25 protein-coding genes are annotated in these 26,474 nt (G+C 71.9%); 13 read left to right on the forward strand and 12 right to left on the reverse strand.

Annotation, left to right across the window (positions count from 1 at the left end; translation table 11 throughout):
* Positions 1-171 precede the first annotated feature (171 nt).
* Positions 172-1,437 (forward strand): L,D-transpeptidase, encoded by a 1,266-nt coding sequence (locus ACZ68P_RS25550; RefSeq protein WP_471009992.1) that lies wholly within the window; start codon positions 172-174, stop codon positions 1,435-1,437.
* A 123-nt stretch (positions 1,438-1,560) separates the two neighbouring features.
* On the opposite strand, the gene ACZ68P_RS25555 is transcribed toward ACZ68P_RS25550, so the two are convergent.
* On the reverse strand, positions 1,561-2,421 hold the full coding sequence (locus tag ACZ68P_RS25555) for a helix-turn-helix domain-containing protein (protein WP_471009994.1): 861 nt from the start codon (positions 2,419-2,421) through the stop codon (positions 1,561-1,563).
* Between the two features lie 129 nt (positions 2,422-2,550).
* On the opposite strand from ACZ68P_RS25555, the gene ACZ68P_RS25560 reads away from it, so the two are divergent.
* Positions 2,551-3,597 carry an NAD(P)-dependent alcohol dehydrogenase gene (locus ACZ68P_RS25560; protein ID WP_471009997.1) on the forward strand — a complete coding sequence of 349 codons (1,047 nt, stop codon included), beginning with the start codon at positions 2,551-2,553 and terminating at the stop codon, positions 3,595-3,597.
* Between the two features lie 128 nt (positions 3,598-3,725).
* Positions 3,726-4,085 (forward strand): DUF1330 domain-containing protein, encoded by a 360-nt coding sequence (locus ACZ68P_RS25565; RefSeq protein ID WP_471009999.1) that lies wholly within the window; start codon positions 3,726-3,728, stop codon positions 4,083-4,085.
* Here ACZ68P_RS25565 and abc-f read toward each other — a convergent pair.
* The 3 genes from abc-f to ACZ68P_RS25580 all read right to left on the reverse strand — a co-directional run bounded on the left by abc-f (position 4,065) and on the right by ACZ68P_RS25580 (position 7,903).
* Entirely contained in the window at positions 4,065-5,705 is a 1,641-nt protein-coding gene (gene abc-f, locus ACZ68P_RS25570) for a ribosomal protection-like ABC-F family protein (protein WP_471010001.1), read from the reverse strand. The two genes, ACZ68P_RS25565 and abc-f, sit on opposite strands and share 21 nt — an antisense overlap.
* Positions 5,706-6,004: 299 nt before the next feature.
* A complete protein-coding gene (msrA, locus tag ACZ68P_RS25575; RefSeq protein WP_471010003.1) occupies positions 6,005-6,664 on the reverse strand; it encodes a peptide-methionine (S)-S-oxide reductase MsrA in 660 nt (219 codons plus the stop codon).
* Between the two features lie 129 nt (positions 6,665-6,793).
* On the reverse strand, positions 6,794-7,903 hold the full coding sequence (locus ACZ68P_RS25580; protein ID WP_365714282.1) for a hypothetical protein: 1,110 nt from the start codon (positions 7,901-7,903) through the stop codon (positions 6,794-6,796).
* Positions 7,904-8,008: 105 nt separating this feature from the next.
* Between ACZ68P_RS25580 and ACZ68P_RS25585 the strand changes: the two genes are divergently transcribed.
* Positions 8,009-9,163: a cystathionine gamma-synthase gene (locus ACZ68P_RS25585; protein ID WP_471010005.1), complete on the forward strand. Its 1,155-nt coding sequence runs from the start codon at positions 8,009-8,011 to the stop codon at positions 9,161-9,163.
* A 77-nt stretch (positions 9,164-9,240) separates the two neighbouring features.
* Here ACZ68P_RS25585 and ACZ68P_RS25590 read toward each other — a convergent pair whose 3' ends face one another.
* Genes ACZ68P_RS25590 through ACZ68P_RS25605 form a run of 4 tightly spaced genes read right to left on the reverse strand, consistent with a single transcriptional unit; the run spans position 9,241 to position 10,789 of the window.
* Positions 9,241-9,432 (reverse strand): DUF1059 domain-containing protein, encoded by a 192-nt coding sequence (locus ACZ68P_RS25590; protein ID WP_471010008.1) that lies wholly within the window; start codon positions 9,430-9,432, stop codon positions 9,241-9,243.
* Positions 9,433-9,485: 53 nt separating this feature from the next.
* Complete coding sequence (locus tag ACZ68P_RS25595; RefSeq protein ID WP_471010010.1) at positions 9,486-9,734, reverse strand: hypothetical protein; 249 nt, start codon at positions 9,732-9,734, stop codon at positions 9,486-9,488.
* Between the two features lie 7 nt (positions 9,735-9,741).
* The gene (locus tag ACZ68P_RS25600) at positions 9,742-10,242 is read right to left on the reverse strand and encodes a sigma factor-like helix-turn-helix DNA-binding protein (protein ID WP_471010013.1); all 501 of its coding nucleotides are present in this window, start codon (positions 10,240-10,242) and stop codon (positions 9,742-9,744) included.
* A 31-nt stretch (positions 10,243-10,273) separates the two neighbouring features.
* Positions 10,274-10,789 (reverse strand): MarR family winged helix-turn-helix transcriptional regulator, encoded by a 516-nt coding sequence (locus ACZ68P_RS25605; protein WP_471010015.1) that lies wholly within the window; start codon positions 10,787-10,789, stop codon positions 10,274-10,276.
* Between the two features lie 147 nt (positions 10,790-10,936).
* On the opposite strand from ACZ68P_RS25605, the gene ilvA reads away from it, so the two are divergent.
* The 3 genes from ilvA (at position 10,937) to ACZ68P_RS25620 (ending at position 14,285) form a co-directional block, all read left to right on the forward strand.
* Complete coding sequence (gene ilvA, locus ACZ68P_RS25610) at positions 10,937-12,166, forward strand: threonine ammonia-lyase (protein WP_471010018.1); 1,230 nt, start codon at positions 10,937-10,939, stop codon at positions 12,164-12,166.
* Positions 12,167-12,396: 230 nt separating this feature from the next.
* Positions 12,397-13,428 carry an ATP-binding cassette domain-containing protein gene (locus tag ACZ68P_RS25615; RefSeq protein WP_471010020.1) on the forward strand — a complete coding sequence of 344 codons (1,032 nt, stop codon included), beginning with the start codon at positions 12,397-12,399 and terminating at the stop codon, positions 13,426-13,428.
* Positions 13,425-14,285 (forward strand): ABC transporter permease, encoded by an 861-nt coding sequence (locus ACZ68P_RS25620; RefSeq protein WP_471010022.1) that lies wholly within the window; start codon positions 13,425-13,427, stop codon positions 14,283-14,285. Before ACZ68P_RS25615 ends, ACZ68P_RS25620 begins: the two co-directional genes overlap by 4 nt.
* Positions 14,286-14,370: 85 nt before the next feature.
* Here the strand turns inward: ACZ68P_RS25620 and greA are convergent, their stop codons facing one another.
* Together greA and ACZ68P_RS25630 are read right to left on the reverse strand one after the other, a co-directional pair.
* Positions 14,371-14,868, reverse strand: coding sequence for a transcription elongation factor GreA (gene greA, locus ACZ68P_RS25625; RefSeq protein WP_365714291.1), 498 nt, complete (start codon positions 14,866-14,868; stop codon positions 14,371-14,373).
* A gap of 189 nt (positions 14,869-15,057) precedes the next feature.
* Entirely contained in the window at positions 15,058-15,459 is a 402-nt protein-coding gene (locus ACZ68P_RS25630; protein WP_471010024.1) for a DUF4307 domain-containing protein, read from the reverse strand.
* Between the two features lie 99 nt (positions 15,460-15,558).
* On the opposite strand from ACZ68P_RS25630, the gene mca reads away from it, so the two are divergent.
* The gene (mca, locus tag ACZ68P_RS25635) at positions 15,559-16,440 is read left to right on the forward strand and encodes a mycothiol conjugate amidase Mca (protein WP_471010026.1); all 882 of its coding nucleotides are present in this window, start codon (positions 15,559-15,561) and stop codon (positions 16,438-16,440) included.
* The gene (locus ACZ68P_RS25640; RefSeq protein WP_365714294.1) at positions 16,433-16,669 is read left to right on the forward strand and encodes a hypothetical protein; all 237 of its coding nucleotides are present in this window, start codon (positions 16,433-16,435) and stop codon (positions 16,667-16,669) included. The genes mca and ACZ68P_RS25640 overlap by 8 nt, the downstream gene beginning before the upstream one ends.
* A 57-nt stretch (positions 16,670-16,726) precedes the next feature.
* On the opposite strand, the gene ACZ68P_RS25645 is transcribed toward ACZ68P_RS25640, so the two are convergent.
* Positions 16,727-19,996, reverse strand: a complete 3,270-nt coding sequence (locus ACZ68P_RS25645; RefSeq protein ID WP_471010029.1) for a tetratricopeptide repeat protein — start codon at positions 19,994-19,996, stop codon at positions 16,727-16,729.
* A 277-nt stretch (positions 19,997-20,273) separates the two neighbouring features.
* On the opposite strand from ACZ68P_RS25645, the gene ACZ68P_RS25650 reads away from it, so the two are divergent.
* Both ACZ68P_RS25650 and ACZ68P_RS25655 read left to right on the forward strand, forming a co-directional pair.
* Positions 20,274-20,666 carry a rodlin gene (locus ACZ68P_RS25650; RefSeq protein ID WP_365714296.1) on the forward strand — a complete coding sequence of 131 codons (393 nt, stop codon included), beginning with the start codon at positions 20,274-20,276 and terminating at the stop codon, positions 20,664-20,666.
* A 186-nt stretch (positions 20,667-20,852) separates the two neighbouring features.
* Positions 20,853-22,913 (forward strand): thioredoxin domain-containing protein, encoded by a 2,061-nt coding sequence (locus ACZ68P_RS25655; protein ID WP_471010031.1) that lies wholly within the window; start codon positions 20,853-20,855, stop codon positions 22,911-22,913.
* Positions 22,914-22,977: 64 nt separating this feature from the next.
* On the opposite strand, the gene ACZ68P_RS25660 is transcribed toward ACZ68P_RS25655, so the two are convergent.
* The gene (locus ACZ68P_RS25660) at positions 22,978-24,018 is read right to left on the reverse strand and encodes an LCP family protein (protein WP_471010034.1); all 1,041 of its coding nucleotides are present in this window, start codon (positions 24,016-24,018) and stop codon (positions 22,978-22,980) included.
* 585 nt (positions 24,019-24,603) lie between these two features.
* On the opposite strand from ACZ68P_RS25660, the gene ACZ68P_RS25665 reads away from it, so the two are divergent.
* Both ACZ68P_RS25665 and ACZ68P_RS25670 read left to right on the forward strand, forming a co-directional pair.
* Positions 24,604-24,834: a chaplin gene (locus ACZ68P_RS25665; RefSeq protein ID WP_471010174.1), complete on the forward strand. Its 231-nt coding sequence runs from the start codon at positions 24,604-24,606 to the stop codon at positions 24,832-24,834.
* A 250-nt stretch (positions 24,835-25,084) separates the two neighbouring features.
* Positions 25,085-26,474 (forward strand): glycoside hydrolase family 26 protein (locus ACZ68P_RS25670; protein WP_471010036.1); only part of this gene is annotated, 1,390 nt, incomplete at its 3' end.

Raw genomic sequence — 26,474 nt, forward strand, 5'->3', positions numbered from 1 at the left:
CCCGGCTCGGCGCCCTCCGGTGCGACGTCCGCCGGGGCTTTCGCGTGTACGGGAACCGGTCGGCCCGCGGCAGCGTGTCGATCAGTGTTGTTCCCCACAAACGCTCCGGTTCCGGAACCGGGCGGGGTGTCATGGATGTTCGTAGCAGTGTTTGCAGGGAATTAGGCGACGATGGAGAAGCGTGTGATGACGGACGGCAAGCACCGCCGCAAGGGCCTGGCGGCCGCGGCCGCGGTGCTGGGCGGCGTATTGGTGCTCTCGGCGTGCAGCGACGGGGACAAGGGCAGCGCCGGCTCGCCGACGCCGAACTCACAGGCCCAGGTCGACGAGGCCGCGGCACAGAAGACGTCCAAGGCCCAGATATCCATCTCGCCCAAGAACGGTGCCGACAACGCGTCGATCAACAAGGACGCGAAGGTCACCGTCACCGACGGCACGCTGACCGAGGTCACCATGACCACGGCCGACGGCGCGAGCGTCAAGGGCGAGATCGCCGCCGACGGCAAGAGCTGGGCGCCCACCGAGCAGCTGAAGCGGGCCACCGTCTACAAGATCGCCGCCTCGGCGAAGGACGCGGACGGCCTGGAGGCGCACGAGAACTCCTCCTTCACCACCGTCTCCCAGGCCAACAGCTTCATCGGCAGCTTCACCCCCGAGGACGGCTCGACCGTCGGCGTGGGCATGCCCGTCTCGATCAACTTCAACAAGGCGATCACCGACAAGAAGGCCGTCCAGAGCGGCATCACGGTGACCTCCAGCAGTGGCCAGGAGGTCGTCGGCCACTGGTTCAACTCCCAGCGCCTGGACTTCCGTCCCGAGGACTACTGGGCCGAGGGCTCGACCGTCACCCTGAAGCTGGAGCTCGACGGCGTCGAGGGTGCCCAGGGAGTCTTCGGCGTCCAGCAGAAGACCGTGACCTTCAAGATCGGCCGCAACCAGGTCTCCACCGTCGACGTCGCCACCAAGACGATGAAGGTCACGCAGGACGGTCGCACCATCAAGACCATCCCGATCTCCGCCGGCTCCCCGGAGAACCCCACCTACAACGGTGAGATGGTGATCTCCGAGAAGTTCAAGGAGACCCGGATGAACGGCGCCACCGTCGGCTTCACGGACGACGACGGCAAGGGCGAATACGACATCAAGGACGTCCCGCACGCCATGCGGCTCTCCACGTCCGGCACGTTCATCCACGGCAACTACTGGGGTCCGGACTCGATCTTCGGCAACTCCAACACCAGCCACGGCTGCGTGGGCCTGAACGACGTCAAGGGCGCCGGCGACCCGAACCAGACGGCCGCCTGGCTCTACGACCACTCCCTCGTCGGCGACGTCGTCATCGTCAAGAACTCCAAGGACAAGACGATCGCCCCCGACAACGGCCTCAACGGCTGGAACCTGAGCTGGTCGGCGTGGAAGGCCGGCTCGGCGGTCTGACCCCGGTACGCGTACGACGGCGGCGGGCCCCCCCCCCCCGGGGGGGGGCCCCGCCGCCGTGTCACCCGCGGTCGTGCACCCGGAGAGGCGCCGTCGCCCACCCGCTGCGGTCCCGCCCTCGCGTCACCGGACGACCTCCTCCACGCCCCACTGCGCGAGCAGCCCCAGCGCGTCCGCCGAAGCCGACCCCGGCTCCGCGTGGTACGTCACGAGGACCAGGTCCGGATCCCCGCCGGCCACCTTCAGACTCTCGTACGCCAGCGTCATCTCGCCTACCAGCGGATGCCGCAGCCGCTTCGTCCCGTGCCCCTTGTCCGCGACGGTGTGTGCCGCCCACAGCGACCGGAACTCCTCGCTCCGTACCGACAGCTCGCCGACCAGCGCCAGCAGCGCCGGATCGTCCGGGTAGCAGCCCGCGTACAGCCGCAGCACGCTCACCACCTCGGTCGCCTTGCACTCCCAGTCCAGGTAGAGATCGCGCGAGTTGGGCCCGAGGAAGACCAGCCGGGCCATGTTGCGCTCCTCCGGCTCCATCGCCGAGAAGTCGCCGAGCAGCGCCCGGGCCATCCGGTTCCAGGCGAGGATGTCGAGGCGCCGGCCGATGACGAAGGCCGGGACGCCGTCCATCGAGTCCAGCAGGTGCAGCAGACCCGGCCGCACCTGCTGCGGCCGGGCGATCGCCGCCCGGTGCTGCTTCTTCTTCGCCGTCGGCTTCGCCAGGTGCGTCAGATGCGCCCGCTCGGTGTCGCTCAGCCGCAGAGCCCGCGCGATCGCGTCCAGCACCTCCATGGACACGTTGCGGCCGTTGCCCTGTTCCAGGCGGGTGTAGTAGGCGACCGACACCCCGGCCAGCTGCGCCAGCTCCTCCCGGCGCAGGCCCGGCACCCGGCGATGGCGCCCGAACTCCGGCAGGCCCACGTCCTCCGGCTTCAGCCGGGCCCGGCGCGAGCGCAGGAATTCGCTGAGTTCGGCACTGAGATCCATGCGTCCCGATTATCCCAGGTCGCCCGCCCGGACGGACGGGTGTTCCTGTCCCTGCCAGTGGTAGGCACGGTGGACGTAGGCAGAACAGGGGCCTGGGTACCTTCCGCGGGTTCGGGCAGGCTGGTCATCATGACCACGAACGTTTCCGCTTACGCCGCACCCGCCGCCAACGCCCCGCTGGAGCGCACCACCGTGCCGCGCCGACCGGTCGGCGAGCACGACGTCCTCATCGAGATCAAGTACGCCGGTATCTGCCACTCCGACATCCACCAGGCCCGTGACGGCTGGGGTGAGGGCATCTTCCCGATGGTGCCGGGCCACGAGATCGCCGGAATCGTCACCGAGGTCGGCTCCGGGGTCACCCGGCACAAGGCCGGCGACCGCGTCGGCGTCGGCTGCTTCGTCGACTCCTGCCGGGAGTGCGAGTACTGCCTCCAGGGCCTGGAGCAGTACTGCACGGGCGGCGGGATGGTCGGCACGTACAACGCCCTCGACAAGAGCGGGGAGCCGACCTACGGCGGCTACTCCACCCACATCGTCGTCGACGAGAACTACACCCTGCGCATCCCCGAGGGCATCGCCCTCGACGAGGCCGCCCCGCTGCTCTGCGCCGGCATCACCCTCTACTCGCCGCTCGCCCACTGGAAGGCCGGCCCCGGCAAGAAGGTCGCCGTCGTCGGCCTCGGCGGCCTGGGCCACATGGGCGTCAAGATCGCCCACGCTCTCGGCGCCGAGGTGACCGTGCTCAGCCAGTCGCTGAAGAAGCGCGAGGACGGCCTCAAGCTGGGCGCCGACCACTACTACGCCACCAGCGACCCGGAGACCTTCACCGAGCTCGCCGGCTCCTTCGACCTGATCGTCTCCACCGTCTCGGCCCCGATCGACTTCGGCGCCTACCTGAGCCTGCTCAAGACGGACGGCGCCCTGGTCAACGTCGGCGCCCCCGAGGAGCCGATCGCGCTCAACCTGTTCTCGCTCATCGGCGGCCGCAAGACGCTGGCCGGCTCGATGATCGGCGGCATCGCCGAGACGCAGGAGATGCTCGACTTCTGCGCCGAGCACGGCCTGGGCGCGGAGATCGAACTCATCCGGGCCGACCAGATCAACGAGGCGTACGAGCGGGTGCTCGCCAGTGACGTGCGCTACCGCTTCGTGATCGACGCGTCGACGATCTGACCGCGGACGGCCCTCCGGGTCCGGGTGTCCGGGCCCCGGCGGGCGGCGCACGGGGGACACGAGCCCGCGCCGGGGCATGACGTCCGGGGTCATCGACCCCGGACGTCATGCCCCGGCATGCTGACGACATGACCGCATACGCGATGGCGAACCTCCGGCCCCAGTCCGCCCCTCACGAGGAGGTCCTGGACTACATCGAGCGCATCCAGGCCACCCTCGACCCCTTCGGCGGCAGCTTCCTCGTCCACGGGGCCACCGAGCGCGAGGTCAAGGAGGGCGAGTGGCCCGGCGACCTCGTCCTCGTCGGCTTCCCGTCGATGGAACACGCCCGCCGCTGGTACGACTCCGCCGCCTACCAGGAGCTGATCCCGCTGCGCGCCCGGCACATCCCCGGCGACATCCTGCTCATCGACGGAGTGCCCCCCGGCTACGACCCGGCGCAGACCGCCGCGCGCCTGCGCGCCGCGTCAGACCACGGCACGGCCTGAGCGCAGGTCGAGACGCGCGCCGCCGAACCCGGCGCGGAAGCGGGGGTCGTGCGAGACCGCGACCACGGCGCCTTCGAACGCCGTGAGTGCCGTCTCCAGGTCCTCCACCAGAGAGAGCGCCACGTGGTTGGTCGGCTCGTCCAGGACGAGCAGATCGGCCGGGCGGGCCACCAGACGGGCCAGCTCCAGACGGCGCCGCTGGCCCACCGACAGCGCGGCCACCGGCACGGTCAGGTCCTCCTCACGGAAGAGGCCCAGGGCGAGCATCTCGGCCGCGTACTCCTCCGGCAGGCCGGGCCGGCCCGCCGCGTACGCCGTGAGGAGCGGCTCGCGGGTCGCCACGGCGGGCAGCTCCTGCGGCAGATAGCCGACGTGGGCCGGCCGGCTGACGCTGCCGCTGTCGGGCCGCAGGTCCCCGGCGAGGACCCGCAGCAGGGTCGTCTTGCCGGCGCCGTTCGGCCCCGAGACGAGCAGCCGGTCCCCGGCCGAGATCCGCAGGCCGTCCAGCCGCAGCCGGTCGCCGACCACGACATCGGCGAGCTCGGCGAGCACGCCGTCGTCGGCCGGCTCCGGTGCGTGGGGTGCGGCCGTGGCGAGCCTCGCCGTGAACCGCAGGGGCTCCGGCGGAGCGGGGACCGGCTGCCGGCGGAGCTGTTCGAGCCGCTGCCGGGCCGCTCTGACCTGGCCCGACAGCTTGTTCTCGTGCGAGCGGCGGTGTTTGCCGAAGCCCTGCCCCGGGTCCTTGCCGGAGCCGGCGAGCCGCCGGCCCGCCGCGGTCGCCAACTCCTCCGTACGCGCCAGTTCATCCCGCCACTCCTCGTGCTCCCGCTCCCAGCGGCGGCGGGCCGCGGCCTTCGCGGCCCGGTAACCGGACCAGCCGTCGCCGTACCGCGTCACCGCCCGGGTGTCCCGGTCGACCTCCAGGATCGTGGTCGCCATCCCCTCCAGGAACGCCCGGTCGTGGGTGACCGCCACCACCGTGCCGCGATGGGCCCGCAGCCGCTCCTTCAGCCAGTCGGCGGCGGCCCGGTCGAGGTGGTTCGTCGGCTCGTCGAGCAGCAGCAGCTCGGCGCCCGAGGCGAGCACGCAGGCGAGCGCGAGCCGTGACTGCTCCCCGCCGGAGAGGGTGCCGATCCGGCGGTCGTACGTGACGTGGGCGAGGCCGAGGCCGTGCAGGGCGGCGTCGACGCGGGCGTCGGCCTGGTAGCCGCCGCGCTCCTCGAAACGGGTCAGCAGCTCGCCGTAGGCGGAGAGCTGCTCGGGGGTGGCGGAGCCGAGCGTCTCCTCGGCGGACCGCAGTTCCCGTTCCATCGCGCGGAGGTCCGCGAGCGCGGCGTCGACGGTGTCCCGCACGGTCCGCCCGGGGCCGACGCCGAAGGTCTCGGCGAGCGTCTGGGCGAGGCGGGCGGTGCCGCCGGGGAAGCGGACGGCCACTTCGCCGGAGTCGGGGGCCTCGGCCCCGGCGATCAGTCGCAGCAGCGTGGACTTCCCGGCGCCGTTCTCGCCGATGACGGCGGCCTTCTCGCCGGGACGGACGGTGAGGGACACCTGGTCGAGGACGGAGCGGTCCCCGTAGGACTTGGAGACGTGACGAAGCGTGAGGTGGGCGCGGTCGCGCATGGTTCTTTCCCTGGGAGGTGGGTTCTTCCGGGCCGGTGGGGAAGGGGACACCGGCGACCGCCACTGCCGCGTCGCGAGACGCCGTCAGCGGGTCGAGCCGTGTCCGCGGCCGGAATCAGAGAAAGAAGTAGTACGAACCCATGGGCGGGAGTCTAGGGCCGGGCTCCGCGACGGCGCATCCGAATTGAGGACCGTGCGCGGTCGTTCGGCCCGGACCGGGGCACCCCTGGTCCGGGCATCTGGGCGCCGGCCCTCGCTCCGGGCGCCCTCGCGCGGGCGCCCGGACCGAAGGGCCGAGGTCACTCCGCCTGCGCCACGCCGATCGGGCAGGAGACGCCCGTGCCGCCGATGCCGCAGTAGCCGCCCGGGTTCTTGTCGAGGTACTGCTGGTGGTACCCCTCCGCCGGGAAGAAGGTACGGCCCTCGGCGGGGAGGATCTCGGTGGTGATCGTGCCGTGACCGGAGCCGGTCAGGACCCGCTGGTACGAGACACGGGAGGCCTCCGCGGCCTCGGCCTGCTCGGGGGAGTGGGTGTAGACCGCCGAGCGGTACTGGGTGCCGACGTCGTTGCCCTGGCGGAAGCCCTGGGTCGGGTCGTGCGACTCCCAGAAGAGCTTGAGCAGACGCTCGTACGGGACGACCGCCGGGTCGAAGACGACCCGGACGGCCTCCGTGTGGCCGGTGAGGCCCGAGCACACCTCTTCGTACGCCGGGTTCGGTGTGTGGCCGCCCTGGTAGCCGACGAGCGTCGTCCAGACGCCCTCGGTCTGCCAGAACTTGCGCTCGGCCCCCCAGAAACAGCCGAGACCGAAGTCCGCGACCTCGAGCCCTTCGGGGTACGGCCCGAGCAGCGGGTTGCCGAGGACCGTGTGGCGCTCCGGCACGGCGAACTCGGGCTCCGGGCGGCCCTTGAGCGCCTGCTCGGGGGTGGGGAGGACGGGGGTGCGTGACAGGAACATGCGGCATCTCCTCGACGGTGGGCGTTAGCACAACGCCCGGCAGCCGGAAGGGATTCCCGATCGCCCGGCCGCCACCGCCGTCGCGTGCCCCAGGGAGTCGCGACCCGGGCGAGACCTTCCGGACACTCCCTAATGGGGCAGCGTCGCCGGGCTGCCGCCGTTCGCCTCGTACCCCGCCACCGCCAGGTTCCGGTAGACCGTGTACTCCGCCGCCGGGTCGCCGTTCAGCGTCCACGGCAGCGCGCCGACGTGACCGTCCACGTGCACCAGCTGGTGCATCGCCTCGGCCCAGCGCTCCGCGCGGACGAGGAAGAGGACCAGCAGATGGCGGACGTGCGCGAGCATCGGGTCGTCGGGACGGGCCGAGTGGACCGCGTACAGCGCGCCCTCCATCGCCTTGCTCACGACCGCCGAGCCGTAGAAGTCCTGCACCATGACCACCTCGGGCAGGTGCTCGTACACGGCGAACAGCGGCAGCGCGGCGAGCAGCGAGCCCCGCGGGGCGCGGGCCGCGGCCGCCGTCGCGAAACGGTCGGCGTCCTCGCGCGAGCCGTGCCACTTCTCGCACCAGTAGTGCAGGGCGGCCAGGTGGGCGCCCATGTGCTGCGGCGCCCGGTCGATGATCCTCGCCCAGACCTGGTCGAACTCCTCGTGGCCGTAGCCGAGGCCGCGCGCGACGGCGAGCTGCGTGATGTACGGGACGGGGTCGCCGGGGGCCAGCAGCGCCGCCTCCTCGGTCACCTTGCGGGCCTCTTCGAGGATGATCCGGAAGTCGTCGGTGCCGGCCGCCGACGAGCGCCACGCCTGCTGCACCAGGAACTCGGCGTGCACGGCCGCCCCGCCCGGGTCCTTCGGCGCGTCCGCCCGCCAGGCGCGCAGCCACGCGCCGCCCACCCCGGGCCGCTGCTGGAGTTCCAGGGAGGCCGCGCCCGCGAACGCCTGGACGCGCTGCCAGCGGACCTCGCCCTCCTTCTCCGTGCCGGCCAGCAGCTGCGCGGCCGCCCGCCAGTCCTGGGTCGCCTGCACCACGTCGAGGACGTCGAGCAGGTCGCGGTCGGGGCCGGGCATCCGCACGTCCTGCTCCTCCTGGCGCAGGAAGCCGTACGCCTCCGGATCGGCGGCGTCGGGCGACCCGGGTGCCACCTGGTGGATGCCGACGTCGCCGCGGCGGCGCCGTACCAGCGGAGCGACGACCGCGAAGAGCAGCCCCATCGCGAGCAGGAACCAGAGAATCTCCATGCGCCCATTGTCCCGTACGGCCCGGGGGCGCCGGCCGGGCGCCCGGGGGACACCGCCGGGGACAGTGGGCGGCGCGCGGCCGGTCTCGGGACTACGCTCCTGACCATGAGCGACCAGCACTCTCATCAGAGCTTCGAGACCCGCGCGATCCACGCGGGCAACACCGCCGACCCGCTGACCGGCGCGGTCGTCCCGCCCATCTACCAGGTGTCCACCTACAAGCAGGACGGCGTGGGTGGGCTCCGCGGCGGTTACGAGTACAGCCGCAGCGCCAACCCCACGCGTACCGCGCTCGAGGAGAACCTTGCGGCGCTGGAGGGCGGCCGCCGCGGGCTCGCGTTCGCCTCCGGCCTCGCCGCCGAGGACTGCCTGCTGCGCACGCTGCTGGCCCCCGGTGACCACGTGGTCATCCCGAACGACGCCTACGGCGGCACGTTCCGGCTCTTCGCCAAGGTCGTCCAGCGCTGGGGCGTCGACTTCTCCGTCGCCGACACCTCCGACCTCGCCTCGGTGCGGGACGCGGTCAACGACCGTACGAAGGTGATCTGGGTCGAGACGCCGTCCAACCCGCTGCTCGGCATCACCGACATCGCGGCGGTCGCGGACGTGGCCCGCACGGCCGGCGCGAAGCTGGTCGTCGACAACACCTTCGCCTCCCCCTACCTCCAGCAGCCGCTGGCCCTGGGCGCGGACGTCGTCGTGCACTCGCTGACCAAGTACATGGGCGGGCACTCCGACGTCGTCGGCGGTGCGCTGGTGACGGCCGACGAGGCGCTCGGCGAGGAGCTGGCGTACCACCAGAACGCGATGGGCGCGGTGGCCGGCCCGTTCGACTCGTGGATCGTGCTGCGCGGCATCAAGACGCTCGCCGTCCGGATGGACCGGCACAGCGAGAACGCCGAGAAGATCGCCGAGATGCTGACCCAGCACCCGAAGGTCACGAAGGTGCTCTACCCGGGCCTTCCGGACCACCCGGGTCACGACATCGCCGCCAAGCAGATGAAGGCGTTCGGCGGGATGATCTCGTTCCAGGTGACGGGCGGCGAGGAGGCGGCCGTGGCCGTCTGCGACCGCGCCCGGCTGTTCACCCTGGGCGAGTCCCTGGGCGGGGTCGAGTCGCTGATCGAGCACCCGGGCCGGATGACGCACGCGAGCGTCGCCGGGTCGGCCCTGGAGGTTCCGGGGGACCTGGTGCGGCTGTCGGTGGGCATCGAGAACGTCGACGACCTGCTGGCGGACCTGCGCCAGGCGCTGGGCTAGGACGTCTCCCGGGGCCCGGGTACATCCCCGAGGAACCGGGTCCGGCCGGGCGCCCGACGAGGGCGCCCGGTCCGCGGTCAGGCGGGGACCTTCTCGTCCTCCAGCGAATCGCGGACCATCGCGCGCAGTTCCGGGCTGTCCTGGTGGCTGTGCACGGAGACGGCGTGCTCGGTGGCGGCCCGGACGACTTCCTCCTCCTCACCGATGATGGTGAGCGTGCAGTTCATGACGCTGGGAGTCTTGCGGCAGTCGGCGACTTTCCTGGCCATCACGACCTCCTGGGCTCGGACTGCGTACCGCTCTTTCCAGGCTATGCCCGATCTCACCAGCCTTCGAGGGGCGGGGTCGTCACGGGCGGTGCCCTCCACGGCTCGGCCACCGAGGCCCAGACGGCGAAGGCGATCACGGCGACGCCCAGCAGCACCCACAGGGCGCGGCGCACCGCCCGGTCCCGGTGGAGCAGGCGGGTTCCGCGCTCGACGGCCCGCGCGGCCAGGTCGCGGGGGACCCGGGGGTGCGGGGCCTCGAGCATCCGCCGTACTTCGTCCTCCCGGTGCTCGTGCCGGGTCATGCGACGGTCATGAGGCGGCCCTCGTCCCGGTCGGGCCCGGTCCTCGCGCCGGGCCGGTGCGCAGCGCGACGACGGAGCGGGCGCAGACGGCCCGGACCCGTTCCTCGGGCAGTCCGAGCAGGGCCGCGGTCTGTTCCTCGGCGACGCCCTCGTACAGCCGCAGCACCACGACGAGACGTTCCTGCGGAGTGAGGGCGGCGAGGACGCCGCCGCCACCGCGGTGGTGCCGCCAGGCGGCGCGGGCGAAGCGGGCCACGAGGCCGGCGCGGGTGAGGTCGTACGGGTCCTCTCCGCGCAGCCGGCCCCAGTGCGCGTAGGTGTGTGCGAGGGAGGCGGTCAACAGGGCCTGGGCGCGCGGGTTACGGGCCGGGGTCTCGGCGGTGAGGAGCGTGGCGGCGTGCAGCAGCCGCCCCGCCGCCCCGGCCACGAACGCCTCGAACTGCCGGGTGCGGTGGCGCTCTTCGCCGTTTCGGCCGGCCGCTGGGAAGCCGTCCCGTCCCTCTCGCACGTCCTCATATGAGGACAGGGCGCGGCACAGGTCAAGAGGTCGGCGAGGACTCCGCTTCCGAGTTCGCGGGAAGGCCCGACTGGCGGGCGGACAGCGCGGAGTTGAAACGGGTGAGCAGGGTGCAGAACGACTCGCGCTCGGCGGGCGTCCAGCCGTCCGTGACCTCGGCCATCAGCTGCCGGCGCGAGGAGCGGACCTCTTCCAGGCGGGTCAGGCCGCGCGGGGAGAGCTGGAGCACGACCGCGCGGCCGTCCTCCGGGTGCGAGGTGCGCTTGACGAGGCCGGTGTCGACGAGCGGGGCGACTTGGCGGGTGACGGTGGACGAGTCGATGCCCATGCCGGCGGCGAGCGCCTTCACGCCCATGGGGCCCTCCTGGTCCAGGCGGTTGAGGAGCAGGTAGGCGGCGCGGTCCATGGAGTTGCGGAGCTGGCCGGTGCCGCCGAGGCGGGTCTGTTCGGCCCGGCGGGCGAAGACGGCCACCTGGTGCTGGAGGGCATCGAGGAGACCGGGGTCAAGCTCAGTCGTCATGTCCTGAGATGTGGGCATGGCTGTGGGGGCTCTCTCGTGCGGTGGTCGGTTGGTGGGGGACAGAGTACGCGGAGCTGTGGGAGTCCGTACCGGGGCTGCGCAAACCCGAGGGGACGCCCGCTCCCCGGGCGGCCACGAGGCCCGTGAGCTGCGAGACTTGCTGTCATGAGCTTCCGTAGGCCTGACCCCTTGCATCCACTGATTCTCGACGATGTGCGCGGGGCGCAGAAGATGCTCTCCGGGGTGGCCAGGGTGACCGCGATGGAGGGAAGCCGTCATCTGTCCTCGCTGGTGGGGGCGCCGGTCCACCTCAAGTGCGAGAACCTCCAGCGGACGGGTTCGTTCAAGCTGCGCGGTGCGTACGTACGGATCTCGGGGCTGCGGCCCGAGCAGCGGGCGGCCGGGGTCGTCGCCGCCTCGGCGGGGAACCACGCGCAGGGTGTGGCGCTCGCCTCGACGCTGCTCGGTGTCCGTTCCACGGTCTTCATGCCGCTCGGCGCCCCGCTGCCGAAGGTCGCCGCGACCCGGGAGTACGGCGCCGAGGTGCGGCTGCACGGTCATGTCGTGGACGAGACGCTGGAGGCGGCGGAGGAGTACGCGGCCAGGACCGGCGCGGTCTTCATCCATCCCTTCGACCACCCCGACATCATCGCCGGTCAGGGCACGGTCGGCCTGGAGATCCTGGAGCAGTGCCCGGAGGTCCGCACCATCGTGGTCGGCGTCGGGGGCGGCGGTCTCGTGGCCGGTATCGGGCTCGCCGTGAAGTCGGTGCGCCCGGACGTGCGGGTCGTCGGCGTGCAGGCGGAGGGGGCGGCCGCCTATCCGCCCTCGCTGGCGGCGGGGCATCCGGTGGCGGTCGATTCCCCGGCGACGATGGCGGACGGGATCAGGGTCGGGCGTCCGGGAGACGTGCCGTTCGCGCTGGTCAGGGAGTTCGTCGACGAGGTCCGTACGGTCTCGGAGGACGAGCTCTCCACCGCGCTCCTGCTCTGCCTGGAGCGGGCGAAGCTGGTGGTCGAGCCGGCGGGGGCGAGCCCGGTGGCGGCGCTCCTGAGCGACCCGGAGGCGTTCCGCGGTCCGGTGGTCGCCGTGCTCTCGGGCGGGAACGTGGACCCGCTCCTGATGCAGCGGGTGCTGCGGCACGGCATGGCGGCCGGCGGTCGCTATCTGAGCCTGCGGCTGCGGGTCACGGACCGGCCGGGGGCGCTGGCGACGCTGCTCGCGGTGCTCACGGTGGTCGACGCGAACGTCCTCGACGTGAGCCATGTGCGGACGGATCCGCGGTTGGGTCTGACGGAGGCGGAGGTCGAGCTGCATCTGGAGACGAAGGGGCCGGACCACTGTGAGGAGGTCCGGGCGGCCCTGCGGGACGCGGGATACGCCGTGACCGGCTGACGACGCCGTACGCCGAGGGGCGCGGGGACCGGACGGGTCCTCGCGCCCGTTCGCGTCCCGAGGGCGGGGGCTCGCCGCGCCGCTTCCCGTACGAAGGGCCCCGCGCGAAAGCGGTTGTGTATCGCGATGTATCGCGTTAGCGTGTGTCCTCCGTCACGAAATCACCGGGCGGCGCCCGCCCGGCCTCCCTAAGCTTGGGCGGAAACGCCCGAATCCCTGGGAGAAACCACATGCCAGGCGCGATCTACGCCGAAGGTCTGGTGAAGACCTTCGGTGATGTACGAGCTCTGGACGGCGTGGACCTCGACGTCCCCGAGGGCACGGTCCTGGGCCTGCTCGGCCCGAACGGCGCGGGGAAGACGACCACGGTGCGCGTCCTGACGACCCTGCTCCAGCCGGACAGCGGAAGGGCCGTCGTCGCCGGGATCGACGTCCTCAAGCATCCCAACGAGGTCCGCCGCTCGATCGGTCTCTCCGGCCAGTTCGCCGCCGTCGACGAGTACCTGACGGGCCGCGAGAACCTCCAGATGGTCGGCCGGCTCTACCAGATGAGCGGCAAGCGGGCCAAGGCGCGGGCGGGTGAGCTCCTCGAGCGCTTCCACCTCGCGGACGCGGCCGACCGCCCCGCCAAGACGTACTCCGGCGGTATGCGCCGACGCCTGGACCTCGCCGCGGCCCTCGTCGTCTCGCCCCCGGTGATGTTCATGGACGAGCCGACCACGGGCCTCGACCCCCGCAACCGGCAGGCGCTCTGGGGGATCATCCAGGAACTCGTGGCGGGCGGCACGACGCTGCTCCTGACCACCCAGTACCTGGAGGAGGCCGACCACCTGGCCCACGACATCTGCGTCGTCGACCACGGCAAGGTCATCGCCCGCGGCACGTCGGACCAGCTCAAGGCCCAGACGGGCGGCGAGCGCGTCGAAGTCGTCGTCCACGAGCGGGAGATGATCGATCCGGCCCGCGACGTCCTCGCCCGCTACGGCCTGGCCGGTACGGGCCGCGGAGAGGTCGCGGTCGAGGACCACACCCGCAGGCTGACCGTTCCCGTCGCCGGCGGCGCCAAGCTGCTCGCAGAGGTCATCCGCGACCTCGACGCCCGGGGTGTCCGGATCGACGACATCGGCCTGCGGCGGCCCACCCTCGACGACGTCTTCATCTCGCTGACCGGCCACGCGGCCGAGCGGGCCGAGGAGGAGAGCGCCGAGGCCGCCCAGGGCACCAAGGACCCCAAGAAGAGCCGGAAGGAGGCGGCCACGTGACCGCAGCGACGGACACCGCCCCGCAGCGCCAGGCCCCCGTGCCGCGCGGCGGCATCACCCAGTCGATCAGCGACTCCCTGGTCGTCGCCAAGCGCAACCTGATCCGCATGACCCGGATCCCGGAGATGATCATCTTCGGGCTGATCCAGCCGATCATGTTCGTGGTGCTGTTCAGCTATGTCTTCGGCGGCTCGATCAGTGTCGACGGCAGCACCTCGCCGGCCGCCTACCGCGAGTTCCTCATGGCGGGCATCTTCGCCCAGACGGTCACCTTCGCCACGGCCGGCGCCGGGGCGGGCATCGCCGACGACATGCACAAGGGCCTCATCGACCGCTTCCGCTCCCTGCCCATGGCCCGCGGCGCGGTCCTGACCGGCCGCACCCTCGCCGACCTGGTGCAGACCACCCTCACGCTCGTGGTCCTCGCGATCGTGGCGCTGCTGGTCGGCTGGCGGACGCACGAGAACGTCGGCAAGGTGCTCGGCGGCTTCGCCCTCCTGCTCCTCCTCGGCTACGCCTTCTCCTGGATCGGCGCCCTGATCGGCCTGTCGGTGCGGACCCCGGAAGCGGCCACCTCCGGCGGCCTGATCTGGCTCTTCCCGCTGACCTTCATCTCCAACGCCTTCGTACCGTCGGAGAACATGCCGACCTTCCTGCGGCACATCGCGGAGTGGAACCCGTTCAGCGCCACGGTGCAGGCGGCCCGCGAGCTCTTCGGCAACCTGCCACCGGGCTACCAGGCGCCGGACGCCTGGCCGATGCAGCATCCGGTCTGGGCGTCGGTCATCTGGTCGGTCCTCATCGTCCTGGTCTTCCGGACGCTGTCGGTCCGCAAGTACCGCTCGGCGACGGCCTGACGGCCTGACCGCCCGGCACCACCGCTCACGCACGGCGAAGGGCCGGACCCCTCGGGGTCCGGCCCTTCGCCGTGCAGTGGGGGCGTCAGCCGGCGTACGGCTTGGCGCTCAGGATCTTCACCGTGGCCTTCTTGCCGTTCGGCAGCTCGTACTCGGCGTCCTCGCCGGCCTTCTTGCCGTTGACGCCGACGCCGAGCGGGGACTGGGGGGAGTAGGTCTCGATGTCGCCGCTCGCGTACTCGCGCGAGGCGAGCAGGAAGGTCATCGTGTCGTCCTCGTCGCCGTCGAACGCGATCGTGACGACCATGCCGGGCGCGACGACGCCCTCCTCGGCCGGGGCCTCGCCGACCTTGGCGTGCTCCAGGAGCTGGGTGAGCTGGCGCACCCGGAGCTCCTGCTTGCCCTGCTCCTCCTTGGCCGCGTGGTACCCGCCGTTCTCGCGCAGGTCGCCTTCCTCGCGCGCCGCGGCGATCTTGGCGGCGATCTCGGTTCGCGCGGGACCAGACAGGTACTCCAGCTCGGCCTTGAGCTGGGCGTACGCCTCCTGGGTGAGCCAGGTGACGTTGTCGCTGGTCTGGGTCACAGGTGCTCCTCGTAGGTACCGGGAATACAAAGCATCGCCCTACCCGGAAGGATGTTCCCTCCTGAGTGGGCGAAACCACGAGCCTAACAATTAGTGGCGAAAAGGGGGAGGACAAAAACCACAGGGATGACATCGCCCCAGGTCAGGCGTGAAACGGAGCCCGACACGCCGTACGGTCCCTACCCGCTGCTAACGGGTTGTACACCCGACCAGCTCGGCGCTGGTCGCCCGGGCGGTGGTGCGGACGGACCACACGCGGTCGATCCGGTCGGCGGCCTCCTCGACGCGGACGTCCTTGCGGCCGACCTCGGCCCCGTCCTCGGAGCGCGAGCGCAGGGTGCAGACGCCCTTCGCGTCGGTGTCCTTGCGGATCTCCAGGTGCACCTGCACCTCGGTGTCGCTCACCACGTCGAACTTGATCATCTCGGCGCTGATCTTGTTGTCGGCCACGTAGTACCAGGCGAACCAGCTCAGCAGGCCGAGGAAGAGGACCCCGAGCACGGCGCCGGTGATCCTGAGCGTCCGGTCGGCGCGCTCGTCCGCCGAGCGGCCGTAGCGCCCTTCGGGCAGCTGCTCTCGAACCGCGCTCATGCTCTTTACCTCTCGCCGCCGGGGCACCCGGAATTTTCCGCCCCCCGGTTCCGTCACTATAGAGACCTCCCTCCGCGACCAATCACCGAGGACCGAGTCTTGACTGAGCAGCTGCGACTGATGGCCGTTCACGCCCACCCCGACGACGAGTCGAGCAAGGGCGCGGCCACGATGGCCAAGTATGTGTCGGAGGGGGTGGACGTCCTTGTGGTCACGTGCACGGGTGGCGAGCGCGGCTCCATCCTCAACCCCAAGCTCCAGGGCGACGCCTACATCGAGGCGAACATCCACGAGGTGCGCCGCAAGGAGATGGACGAGGCCCGCGAGATCCTCGGCGTGCGGCAGGAGTGGCTGGGCTTCGTGGACTCCGGCCTGCCGGAGGGCGACCCGCTGCCTCCGCTGCCCGAGGGCTGCTTCGCCCTGGAGGACATCGACAAGGCGGCCGGCGAGCTGGTGCGCAAGATCCGTTCCTTCCGTCCGCAGGTCATCACGACCTACGACGAGAACGGCGGCTATCCCCACCCCGACCACATCATGACCCACAAGATCACGATGGTGGCGTTCGACGCCGCGGCGGACACCGAGAAGTACCCGGAGGCGGAGTTCGGCCCGGCCTTCCAGCCGCAGAAGCTGTACTACAACCAGGGCTTCAACCGGCCCCGCACGCTCGCCCTGCACGAGGCCCTGCTCGCCCGCGGGCTGGAGTCGCCGTACGGCGAGTGGCTGGAGCGCTGGAAGGACTTCCAGCGCGCCGAGCGCACGCTGACCACGTACGTCCCCTGCTCGGACTTCTTCGAGATCCGCGACAAGGCCCTGATCGCGCACCGTACGCAGATCGACCCGGACGGCGGCTGGTTCCGCGTCCCGATGGAGATCCAGAAGGAGGTCTGGCCGACGGAGGAGTACGAGCTCAGCAAGTCGCTGGTCGATACCTCCCTCCCCGAGAGCGACCTCTTCGCGGGCATCCGCGACAATGCCTGACATGAGCGCACACCTGGCACTGACCCAGCTTGTCCCCTTCGCCGCCGAAGAGCTGGACAAGAACAAGGTGACCCCCGGCGTGCTCGGTTTCGTCGTCTTCGCCGTGATGGCCGTGGCCGTCTGGATGCTGATGAAGTCGATGAACCGGCACATGGGCAAGGTCTCCTTCGAGGAGGCCGCCGACCCGGCCGCCGCCCCCCAGGCGGAGAAGGCGGCCACGCGGGAGTAGCGGGGCCCCGCCCCGCGGCACGAGGGCCCCGGCACCCGGGGCCCTCGTGCCGCGTCCTCAGGCAGGCCCCGGCAGCACCACCGGCACGCCCATCACCTCGCGGGCGTGCCGGCTCGGCACCATGCCCAGCGCCCACGCCTGCCAGCCCGCGCCGGATCCGCCCGGTGCCTGGACGCCGCCCCGCTCCAGGACGAGCCCGTACGCCTCGGCGCAGTCCTCCACCTTCCCGTCGCGGGTCGCGTGGCCGTCCGCGAGGAGCGCGGCCAGCTCCTCCCGCGCCGCCTCCCTGCCCGCCTCCACGCCGCCCGGGGCGGCGTACGGAAGCAGCGTGCAGCGCAGGAAACGGGCCCAGTCCGCACCGCGCCGGTCGTCGTACGAGAGGAAGAGCGCGACCGCCTCGTCGCACAGCGCCAGGGCCTGCGCCGGCCTGTCGTTCCCGGCGTCGACGATCGCCAGCTCCAGACAGGTCCACGCCTCCCCGTGAGCCACCCCGATGCGGTGGAAGTCCGCCCGGGCGTCGGCCAGGAGCTGCCGGGCGAACCCGGAGTTGCGGAGGTTGCCGGTCCGCGCCGCCCGCTGATCACGGGTCACCCGGCCCGAGTGGTGCCGGGCGCAGGCGAGCCCGTACACGTCCCGCATCCGCGAGAACATCGTGCGCGCCCGCTCCAGCTCCCGCACCGCCTGGTCCGGCTCGCCGTGCTCCTCCAGGGCGTGCCCGAGGTAGTACAGCGTCCACGCCTCGCCCCGGGCGTCCTCCTGGTCACGGTGGCGGGCGAGGGCCTGGCGCAGCCCGTCGACCGCGGCCGGGGCGTCCGACTCGACGAGCCGGGCGCGGGCCAGCTGCGTCAGCGCCCACGCCTGCCCCCGGCCGTCGTGGGTGCGTCCGTACAGGTCGAGAGCGCGCCGCAGCTCCGTTCCGGCGCGCTCCGCGTCGCCCGTCCGCAGACACACCTGGCCCAGCTGGAAGTGCGCCCACGCCTCGCCGTGCAGGGACTCGCTCTCCCGGTGCAGGTCCAGCGCCCGGCCGAGCAGGTCCAGCGCCTCCGCAAGCCGGCCCCGGTCCCGTTCCACCGCCCCGAGGGCGTGCAGCGTCCAGCCCCGGTCGGCGGCGAGGGACTCCGGTTCCTGCAGCACGAGGGCCTCCCGCAGCCTCGCGGACGCCTCCGTCAGATTGCCCTGGTGGTGCAGGGTGATCCCGAGGGAACACAGCGCGAGGGCCGCCCCCGCGTCCTGGTGCGCCTCCTGGTAGAGGGAGACCACCGACGTCAGCGTGGTGCGCGCCTTGTCCAGCTCGCCGAGCTGGCGGGCCGCGATGCCGGTCCGCCACTGCACCGAGCGGGACAGCAGGCCGAGCCCGACCGCGTCGGTCAGCTCGTTGATCTCACCCAGCCGGTACAGGTCGCCGCGGAGCAGGCAGTAGTCGCAGAGCGCGCCCAGCAGATCGAGGACCGTCTGCTGGTCGACGCCCTCGGCGTGCCGCAGCGCCGCCGTGATGAAGCTCGACTCCTCGTCCAGCCAGCGCAGGGCCGCGTCCAGGGAGCCGAAGCCGTGCCCGCCGAACCGGTCGGCCCGTGTCGACATCTTGCCGTCGACCATCCGGATCACCGTGTCCGCGAGCTCGGCGTAGTCCCGGATCAGCCGCTCCTGCGCGGCCGCCGTCTCCGCCGCGTCCTCCTCGTCGAGGAGCCGGGCGGCGGCGAAGCCGCGCACGGAGTCGTGCAGCCGGTACCGCTCCCCGCCGCCGCCCTGCGGCGTCGCCGGCCCCCCGCGCACATGGTCCAGGAGCCCGGCCCGGGCCAGCTCCCGCAGCAGCCGGGCGCCGTCCTGCCCGGTCGCGCCGAGCAGCGCGGCGGCGGCGGCCGCGCCGAGCGAGGCCCGCCCGGCGAGCGCGAGCCGGCGCAGCAACCGCCGTCCGTCCTCGTCGAGACCGGTGGCGTAGCGGACGCCCAGCGCCCGCCCGACGGGATCCGCGCCGGAGCCGGGCCGGTCGAGGAGCCCCGCCAGATCACCCATCGAGCGGGACCCGAGCAGGGAGCCCGCGGCCCTCAGAGCGAGCGGCAGCCCTCCGCACAGCTCCCGCACCCGGTCGAAGGCCGCGGAGTCGTACGGGCCCGCGTCCGGCCCCTCGGCCGCCCCGCGCAGCAGCTCCTCGGCGCCCGCCGCGTCCAGGCCGGTCACCGCGATCCGGTGCACGGACGCCGGCACGTCCGGTCCGAGGTCCAGCGGCTCCCGGCAGGTCACCAGGACCAGGCTGTCCGAGCGTTCCGGCAGCAGCGTGCGGACCTGTGCGGCGTCCACCGCGTCGTCGAGGACCACCGTCACCGGCAGCCCGGTCAGGTGCTGGTGGTACAACTCCGCCAGTCTCCGCACCTGTTGCTCGGCGGACGACCGCTCGCGGAACAGCAGCTGCTCCCGCGGCGCCCCCAGCCGGTTCAGCAGGTGCAGCAGCGCCTCGCGCGTCGACAGCGGCTTCTCGCCGCGCGTTCCACCGCCCCGCAGGTCCACCACGCACGCCCCCCGGAACTGGTCCTTGAGCGCGTGCGCCGCCCGTACGGCGAGCGTCGTGCGTCCCGACCCTGGCTCCCCGTGCAGCATCACGACCGTCGGCCGGGTCGTCGTCGACGCCCGTCCCGCCTGCACCCACCGCGTGATCCGCGCCAGTTCGTCCCGGCGCCCGGCGAACGCCGCCCCGGTGGAGGGGAGATGGCCGAAGGACTGCTCGAGTACCGTACGGCGGCGGGCCGCCGCGCTGCGGTCCGCGCCGCGCAGCTGGGCCACCACCTTCCTCGGCGGCTCCTCGGCGGCCGCTGACGGCACCCGCTGCCGGTCGAGGAACGGCCGCACCCCCCGTACCTCCAGAGCCGTCAGCCAGCGCTCCCGCAGCTGTTCGGCGCCGCCCGGCGGACCGGCCGCGCCGGGCCGCCGGTGCGGGGCGGTCCACGAGGAGGCGGTCACCTTCAGGACCGTCGCCGCCGCACCGGCCACCGCGACCACCGCCCCGGCGCCGAGCGCGGTCCCGGCCGCCGTCCCCAGGGCCAGGTCGGCGCCGAGGGCGGCGACGGAGGCGACGGCCGTCACCACCGCGCCCGCCCCGGCCGCCGGGCCGCCGAACCGGCCCGTCGGCGGCGAAGGGGCGGCTTCCGCCTCCGCGAGCGCCCGCACGTAGGCCGCGTACTCCTCCGCCGCGCCCGCCGCCATGGTGTCCAGCGCCGCCCGGCCGCGTGCCAGCAGCGCCGCGGAGCCGGCGCGGTCGCCGGAGCGCCGCACCTCCTCCTCCACGAGGCGCGCCAACAGCCCCTCGGCTTCCGCCCGGTGGTTCTCCCGCATGTGCGTCCCCCTCCGAGAGCTCCCGCTTCCGGGAACAAGTGTCCTGCGCCACGCGCGCCGAAGCGAGGGAGCGGAGTCGGCTGCCGGTGTCCCGCCGGTGCCGAGGCCCGGATCGGCCCGGACCGAACGGCTGCCCCTCGACATCACGTCCGATGGCGTTCATCTGCCGAATAGCGCGTCCGGGTGAGGCTCCGGAACCAATCCCCATCCCGGCAGTTGATCAGCGTGCTTCGGTAACGGAGCATTCCAGGGCCCTCCAGCTCAAGAAGGAAATCTCGTGATCAAGAAGGTTCTTGCCACGGCGGCAGTTGCGGCCTCCGTTGTCGGCGTCTCGGCGACGACGGCGATGGCGGCGGGCGACGAAGGCAACAGCGCCAACACCATCGGCAACACGTCGAAGCAGGCGATCGGCAGCAACTCCACCGGTGGCTACATGAGCCCGAACTTCGGCCTCGTCAACGGTGGCGTTCTCCACTGCTTCGACATCCAGAAGGTCCAGGCCCAGGTTCCGGTCGGCGTCATCGCCATCCCGGTCGCGGTCCAGGACGTCATCGGCAACGACATGTCGAACCAGACCTGCACCCAGAACTCCGTGCAGCAGACCGGTGACGACCCGCTGTCGAACCTCCTGCGCAACGTCCTGGCGGACAACGGAAACGTCGGCGGCTGACGCCAGCACCTCCGCTGAAGCGGCCCCGCTCCTCGCATATCCATTGCGGGGGAGCGGGGCCGCTCCCGTTTCCACGCCCGCCACCCCGGCCACCGCCCCCGCCGCTGCCCGGCCCGCACCGCCCCGCCCTCGCACCGCCCCCGTGGCGTAGAGGCGGGGCTCCGTCGTGTGCGCGAGGATTGGGGTATGCCGAACAGACTGGCCCATGAGACGTCCCCGTATCTCCTCCAGCACGCCGACAATCCCGTCGACTGGTGGCCGTGGTCGACCGAGGCGTTCGACGAGGCACGCCGCCGGAACGTCCCCGTCCTGCTCAGCGTCGGCTACAGCAGCTGCCACTGGTGCCATGTGATGGCCCACGAGTCCTTCGAGGACGACACCACCGCCGCCTACGTCAACGAGCACTTCGTCGCCGTCAAGGTCGACCGCGAGGAGCGCCCCGACGTCGACGCCGTCTACATGGAGGCGGTACAGGCGGCCACCGGCCAGGGCGGCTGGCCGATGACGGTCTTCCTCACCCCGGACGCCGAACCGTTCTACTTCGGCACCTACTTCCCGCCCGAGCCCCGCCACGGCATGCCGTCCTTCGGGGACGTCCTCGACGGCGTCTCCCGCGCCTGGACCGACCGCCGCGAGGAGGTCGACGAGGTCGCCGGGAAGATCGTCAAGGACCTCGCCGGCCGCTCGCTCGCCTACGGCGGGGACGGCGTCCCCGGCGAGGAGGAACTGGCCCAGGCGCTCCTCGGCCTGACCCGGGAGTACGACGCGACGCGCGGCGGCTTCGGCGGGGCGCCCAAGTTCCCGCCGTCGATGACGCTGGAGTTCCTGCTGCGCCACCACGCCCGCACCGGGGCCGAGGGGGCCCTGCAGATGGCCGCCGACACCTGCGAGGCGATGGCCCGCGGCGGCATCTACGACCAGCTCGGCGGCGGCTTCGCCCGCTACTCCGTCGACCGCGACTGGGTCGTCCCGCACTTCGAGAAGATGCTGTACGACAACGCCCTGCTGTGCCGGGTGTACGCGCATCTGTGGCGGGTCACCGGCAGCGATCTGGCCCGCCGGGTCGCGCTGGAGACGGCCGACTTCATGGTCCGTGAACTGCGCACCACCGAGGGCGGGTTCGCCTCCGCGCTGGACGCCGACTCCGACGACGGGTCGGGCCGGCACGTCGAGGGCGCCTACTACGTCTGGACCCCGGAGCAGCTGGCCGAGGCGCTGGGCGAGGAGGACGCCCGGTACGCGGCCCGGTACTTCGGCGTCACCGAGGAGGGCACCTTCGAGGAGGGCGCCTCCGTCCTCCAGCTCCCCCTGTGGGACGACGGGACGGCCGTGGCCGACGCCGACCGGATCGCCTCGGTGAAGGAGCGGCTGTTCGCGGCCCGTGACCGGCGCGCCCGCCCCGGCAGGGACGACAAGGTCGTCGCGGCCTGGAACGGGCTCGCGATCGCCGCGCTCGCCGAGACCGGGGCCTTCTTCGACCGCCCCGACCTGGTCGAGCGGGCGACCGAGGCCGCCGACCTGCTCGTACGCCTTCACCTGGGCGAGGGCGCGCGGCTCTCGCGTACCTCCAAGGACGGCCGGGCCGGGGTCAACGCCGGGGTCCTGGAGGACTACGCCGATGTCGCCGAGGGGTTCCTGGCCCTCGCGGGAGTCACCGGCGAGGGGGCCTGGCTGGAGTTCGCCGGCTTCCTGCTCGACATCGTCCTCGACCAGTTCGTCGCCGAGGGCGGCGCGCTGTACGACACGGCCCACGACGCGGAGACCCTGATCCGCCGGCCCCAGGACCCCACCGACAACGCGGCGCCGTCCGGCTGGACGGCCGCCGCCGGCGCGCTGCTCTCCTACGCCGCGCACACCGGCTCGGAGGCCCACCGGGCCGCGGCCGAGGGAGCGCTCGGGGTGGTCAAGGCGCTGGGGCCGCGCGCGCCCCGGTTCATCGGCTGGGGCCTGGCGACGGCGGAGGCCCTGCTCGACGGTCCCCGCGAGATCGCGGTCGTCGGCTCCCCGGCCGGCGTCTCGGGCGACGGGAACGGCGACGGTCCCGCCCGCGCGCTGCACCGGACCGCGCTCCTCGCCGACGCGCCGGGCGCGGTCGTCGCCTTCGGAGCCCCGGACAGCGACGAATTCCCGCTGCTCAAGGACCGCCCGCTGGTGAACGGGGCGGCCGCCGCGTACGTCTGCCGTCACTTCACCTGCGACGCGCCGACGACCGACCCGGCGGAGCTGGCCCGCACGCTGGCCCGCTGACCACCGGGCCCGGCGCACCGCCCCGGCACCCTCTCCGGAGGGCGCCGGGGCGGCGCGCCGTCCCTCACGGGGCGCAGAGGAGCGAGGCGCCGCCGGTCGGCCGGTACTCCCCGAGGCCCTGCGGGATGGTGCTCGTCGGTGTGGTGGCGGCCTTCGGCAGCGGCTGGTCCGTGCGCAGCCGTTCGAAGACCTCGGCGGCCTGCTCCTCGTTCCAGACGACCGTGGACCCCGCGCCGGCGACGTCCTTGAATCCGGCGACGGGGACCGTCGCGAACTCCGTACGGGACGGGGTGAGGTTCCGCAGCCGCACGGCGAGCGTCAGCATGTCGGTGACGGACAGACCGCGCTCCAGCGCCGCCGTACCGCGCAGGGTCGACGCGAACGTCCGCAGTGCATCGGGGTCCCGCAGCAGGTCGGTGCGTACCTTCCGCAGGGTGTTGACGAAGAACTGCTGCTGCTTCTGCATGCGGCCGAAGTCCATCTTCCCGTCGGCGCGCCGCGAGCGGACGAACTGGAGGGCCTCGCCGCCCGCGACCCTCGTCGTGCCGGGCGGGAGGTCGAGCCCCGTGACGGGGTCCTTGAGCGGCACCTTGGTGCAGACCGGCACACCGTTCTCCAGGCGGTTCACCCCGTCCATGAACCGCCGGAAGTCGATCTCGATGTAGCGGTGGACCGGGGTGCCGGTCATCCGCTCGACGGTCTCGACGGTGAAGGCCGGGCCGCCCTCCGTGTGGGCGGCGTTGATCTTCGCCGGGTGGGCCCCGTGCTCGGCGCCGGTCCGCTGGTCGTAGTGGCCCGCGCGGAAGGCGGTGAGCGAGTCGCGGGGCAGGCTGACCACGCTGACCCGGTCGTTCTTCGCGGAGATGTGCACCAGCATCATCACGTCGGTGCAGTCGCACCCTGTGCCGCCGAGATAGTGCTTGGCCTTCTCCTGCGCGGTGACGCCCTGACGGCTGTCGACGCCCGCCACGAGGATGTTGAGGCCGTCGGCCGGGGACGGGAGGGCGGCGGGGGCGGCGGCGAGCGCGCCGGAACCGAGGGCGAGGAGCGCCGCCGAGGCGAGCACCAGCCGCCGTGGACGCGTGAGTCTTTTCCTGACGGGCACGTGCGGACACCACCGGGGCTCGGGAATGGGATGCCCGCACGGTAAATCGAAAACCGTCGCACACAGGTACGCGACGCGACATGGTCGGGACGAATCACTCTCCTGCGTGGCCTGTGGAATGATACGGGGACCGCAGTGATGGGAGGAGACGATGGCGCCCGATCCCGGAAAATGGGAACGGATGGCCTTCATTCCGAAGAGCCGTTATGTGGCGGACCCGCCGCCTGCCGACCGGAGCCCATTTCCCGTCTATTCCTCGATGGTTCAGCGATGGTCCCGTGCCGGCCGTACGGTACCCGGGATCCCGGACCAGGAGTGGGAACGCCTCACGAAGACGCCGATCTGGCCGCGCTGAGCCCGTGCGAGGTGCCGACGGTCCGGCGGCACCCCCGTGCCGGACGTGCGGCGTCCGGCGGAATTCGATCGGCGCGATGGAGTGAATATGGAGTTGCGGCGATTAGCCGGTTTCCTTTCTGCGGCATGGTCGTTGTCATGTGTGCAGCGGAGGCCGGGAGCATCGAATGCGCCCGTGCATCACGAAATCCGTGAAGAGTCTTCCGCCGTAGAAAGGATCCAGACGAAATGATGGGTAAGAAGGCTGCGGTCGTCGTCGCCGGAATCGTCATGGCCATGGGTGCGGCGTCGCCCGCCTTCGCGGACTCGGAGGCGCACGGTGCGGCCGTCGGTTCGCCGGGCCTGCTCTCGGGCAACGTCATCCAGGCTCCGATCCACATCCCGGTGAACGCCTGCGGCAACAGCATCAACGTCATCGGCCTGATCAACCCGGCCTTCGGCAACACCTGCGTCAACGCCTGACACCGCGCGCCCGCTGCGGGCGCGCTTCGAGGGGCCGGTTTCGCGAGATGTCCACGACGTCTCCCGGGACCGGCCTTTCTCATGCCCGGACGCAAGGCGCCACTCACGGCGTGTGCCCCAACCGGGCGTTGAAATACCCGAATGGACTACCAATCAGTTCCCCTCCGCGTTCACGGTCGGCTCATTAGGAATACTTTCTGAGTATCTGACTGACGGACCATCAAATGGTGCAGGACGTGAAGGAGTGGCCATGGGCGACCGGAAGCGGAAGACTTCGAGTGTGTGGCTGGGGGTGTTCACCGCCGGTCTCCTCGCATCGGGCTCAGTCGTGCTGTCCTCTCCTGCTTTCGCCGCCGCCGATCCTGCGACGGCGAAGGCCAAGGGGCCCGAACCGGCTCTGTCCGACGCGATGGGCGCGTTCCTCGAATCGGGTCCGGTCGGGGTCGGCCGGATCGCCCAGCTGGAACGGTGGCTCGGCGGACGCGAACTGCGGGTCGGTCACACCTACCTCCCCGGTGACCTCTGGTCGAACATCGAGGGCCCCCCTGGCTTCCTGAACGCCTGGGCGGACTGGCGCAACGAGCGGGAGGACCGGCTCTTCGTCCTCAACGTGCCGATGCTCGAGCGGAACGAGGCCGGCGTCTCCGACCGCGAAGTCCGCCGGCAGCTCCAGCTCGGCGCGGCGGGCCACTACGACCACCACTTCCGCACGCTGGCCGAACGCCTGGTCGACATGAAGGCGACCGACACCGTCATCGTCCTCGGCTGGGAGATGAACGGCGTCACCTACACGCACCGGTGTGCGCCGGATCCCACGGCGTGGAAGAAGTACTGGACCCGGATCGTCACCACCATGCGTTCCGTGCCCGGCCAGAAGTTCCGCTTCGACTTCAATCCGAGCCGGGGCACGGACGCCATTCCCTGGACGCAGTGCTATCCGGGTGACGACGTCGTCGACATCATCGGCATGGACTCGTACGACCAGCCGTCGGGTTCCCGTTTCGACGAGCACGTGACGGAGCCGTACGGGCTGCAGAAGCAGGTGGATTTCGCGGCCGAGCACGGCAAGGCGATCTCCTATCCGGAATGGGGGCTCTTCCGGAACGGCGACAACGCCGAATACATGCGGCGGATGCTCGAGTGGATGGACGAACACAAGCCGCTGTACCACACGATCACGGACTACTGCCCGCACGGTGTATGGCAGTGCGGCAACAACCCGAAGTCGTCCCAGGTCTTCCGGAAGATGCTGTACGGGACGAATCCGCCGGAGCCCGAGGTACCGACCGGGCCCGAGGCACCGGAGCCCCCGGAGGTCCCCGAGGTCCCGGAGGCTCCCGAGCCGCCTGAAGTCCCCGAGATCCCGGAGTGGCCGGAGTGGCCTGACTTCCCGGAGTGGCCCGACTTCCCGGAGGACCCGGAGTTCCCGGAGCCCGAGGACCCGGAGTTCCCCGACTTCCCGGAAGACCCCGAGTTCCCGGAGCCGGCCGACCCCGACGTACCGAAGGCACCCGAGCCGAAGCCTGAGGTTCCGCCGAAGGTCGAGCCGAAGCCTGAGGTTCCGCCGAAGGTCGAGCCGAAGCCTGAGGTTCCGCCGAAGGTCGAGCCCAAGCCTGAGGTCCCCCCGAAGGTCGAGCCGA

The organism is Streptomyces sp. NPDC036822 (genome assembly GCF_055609145.1).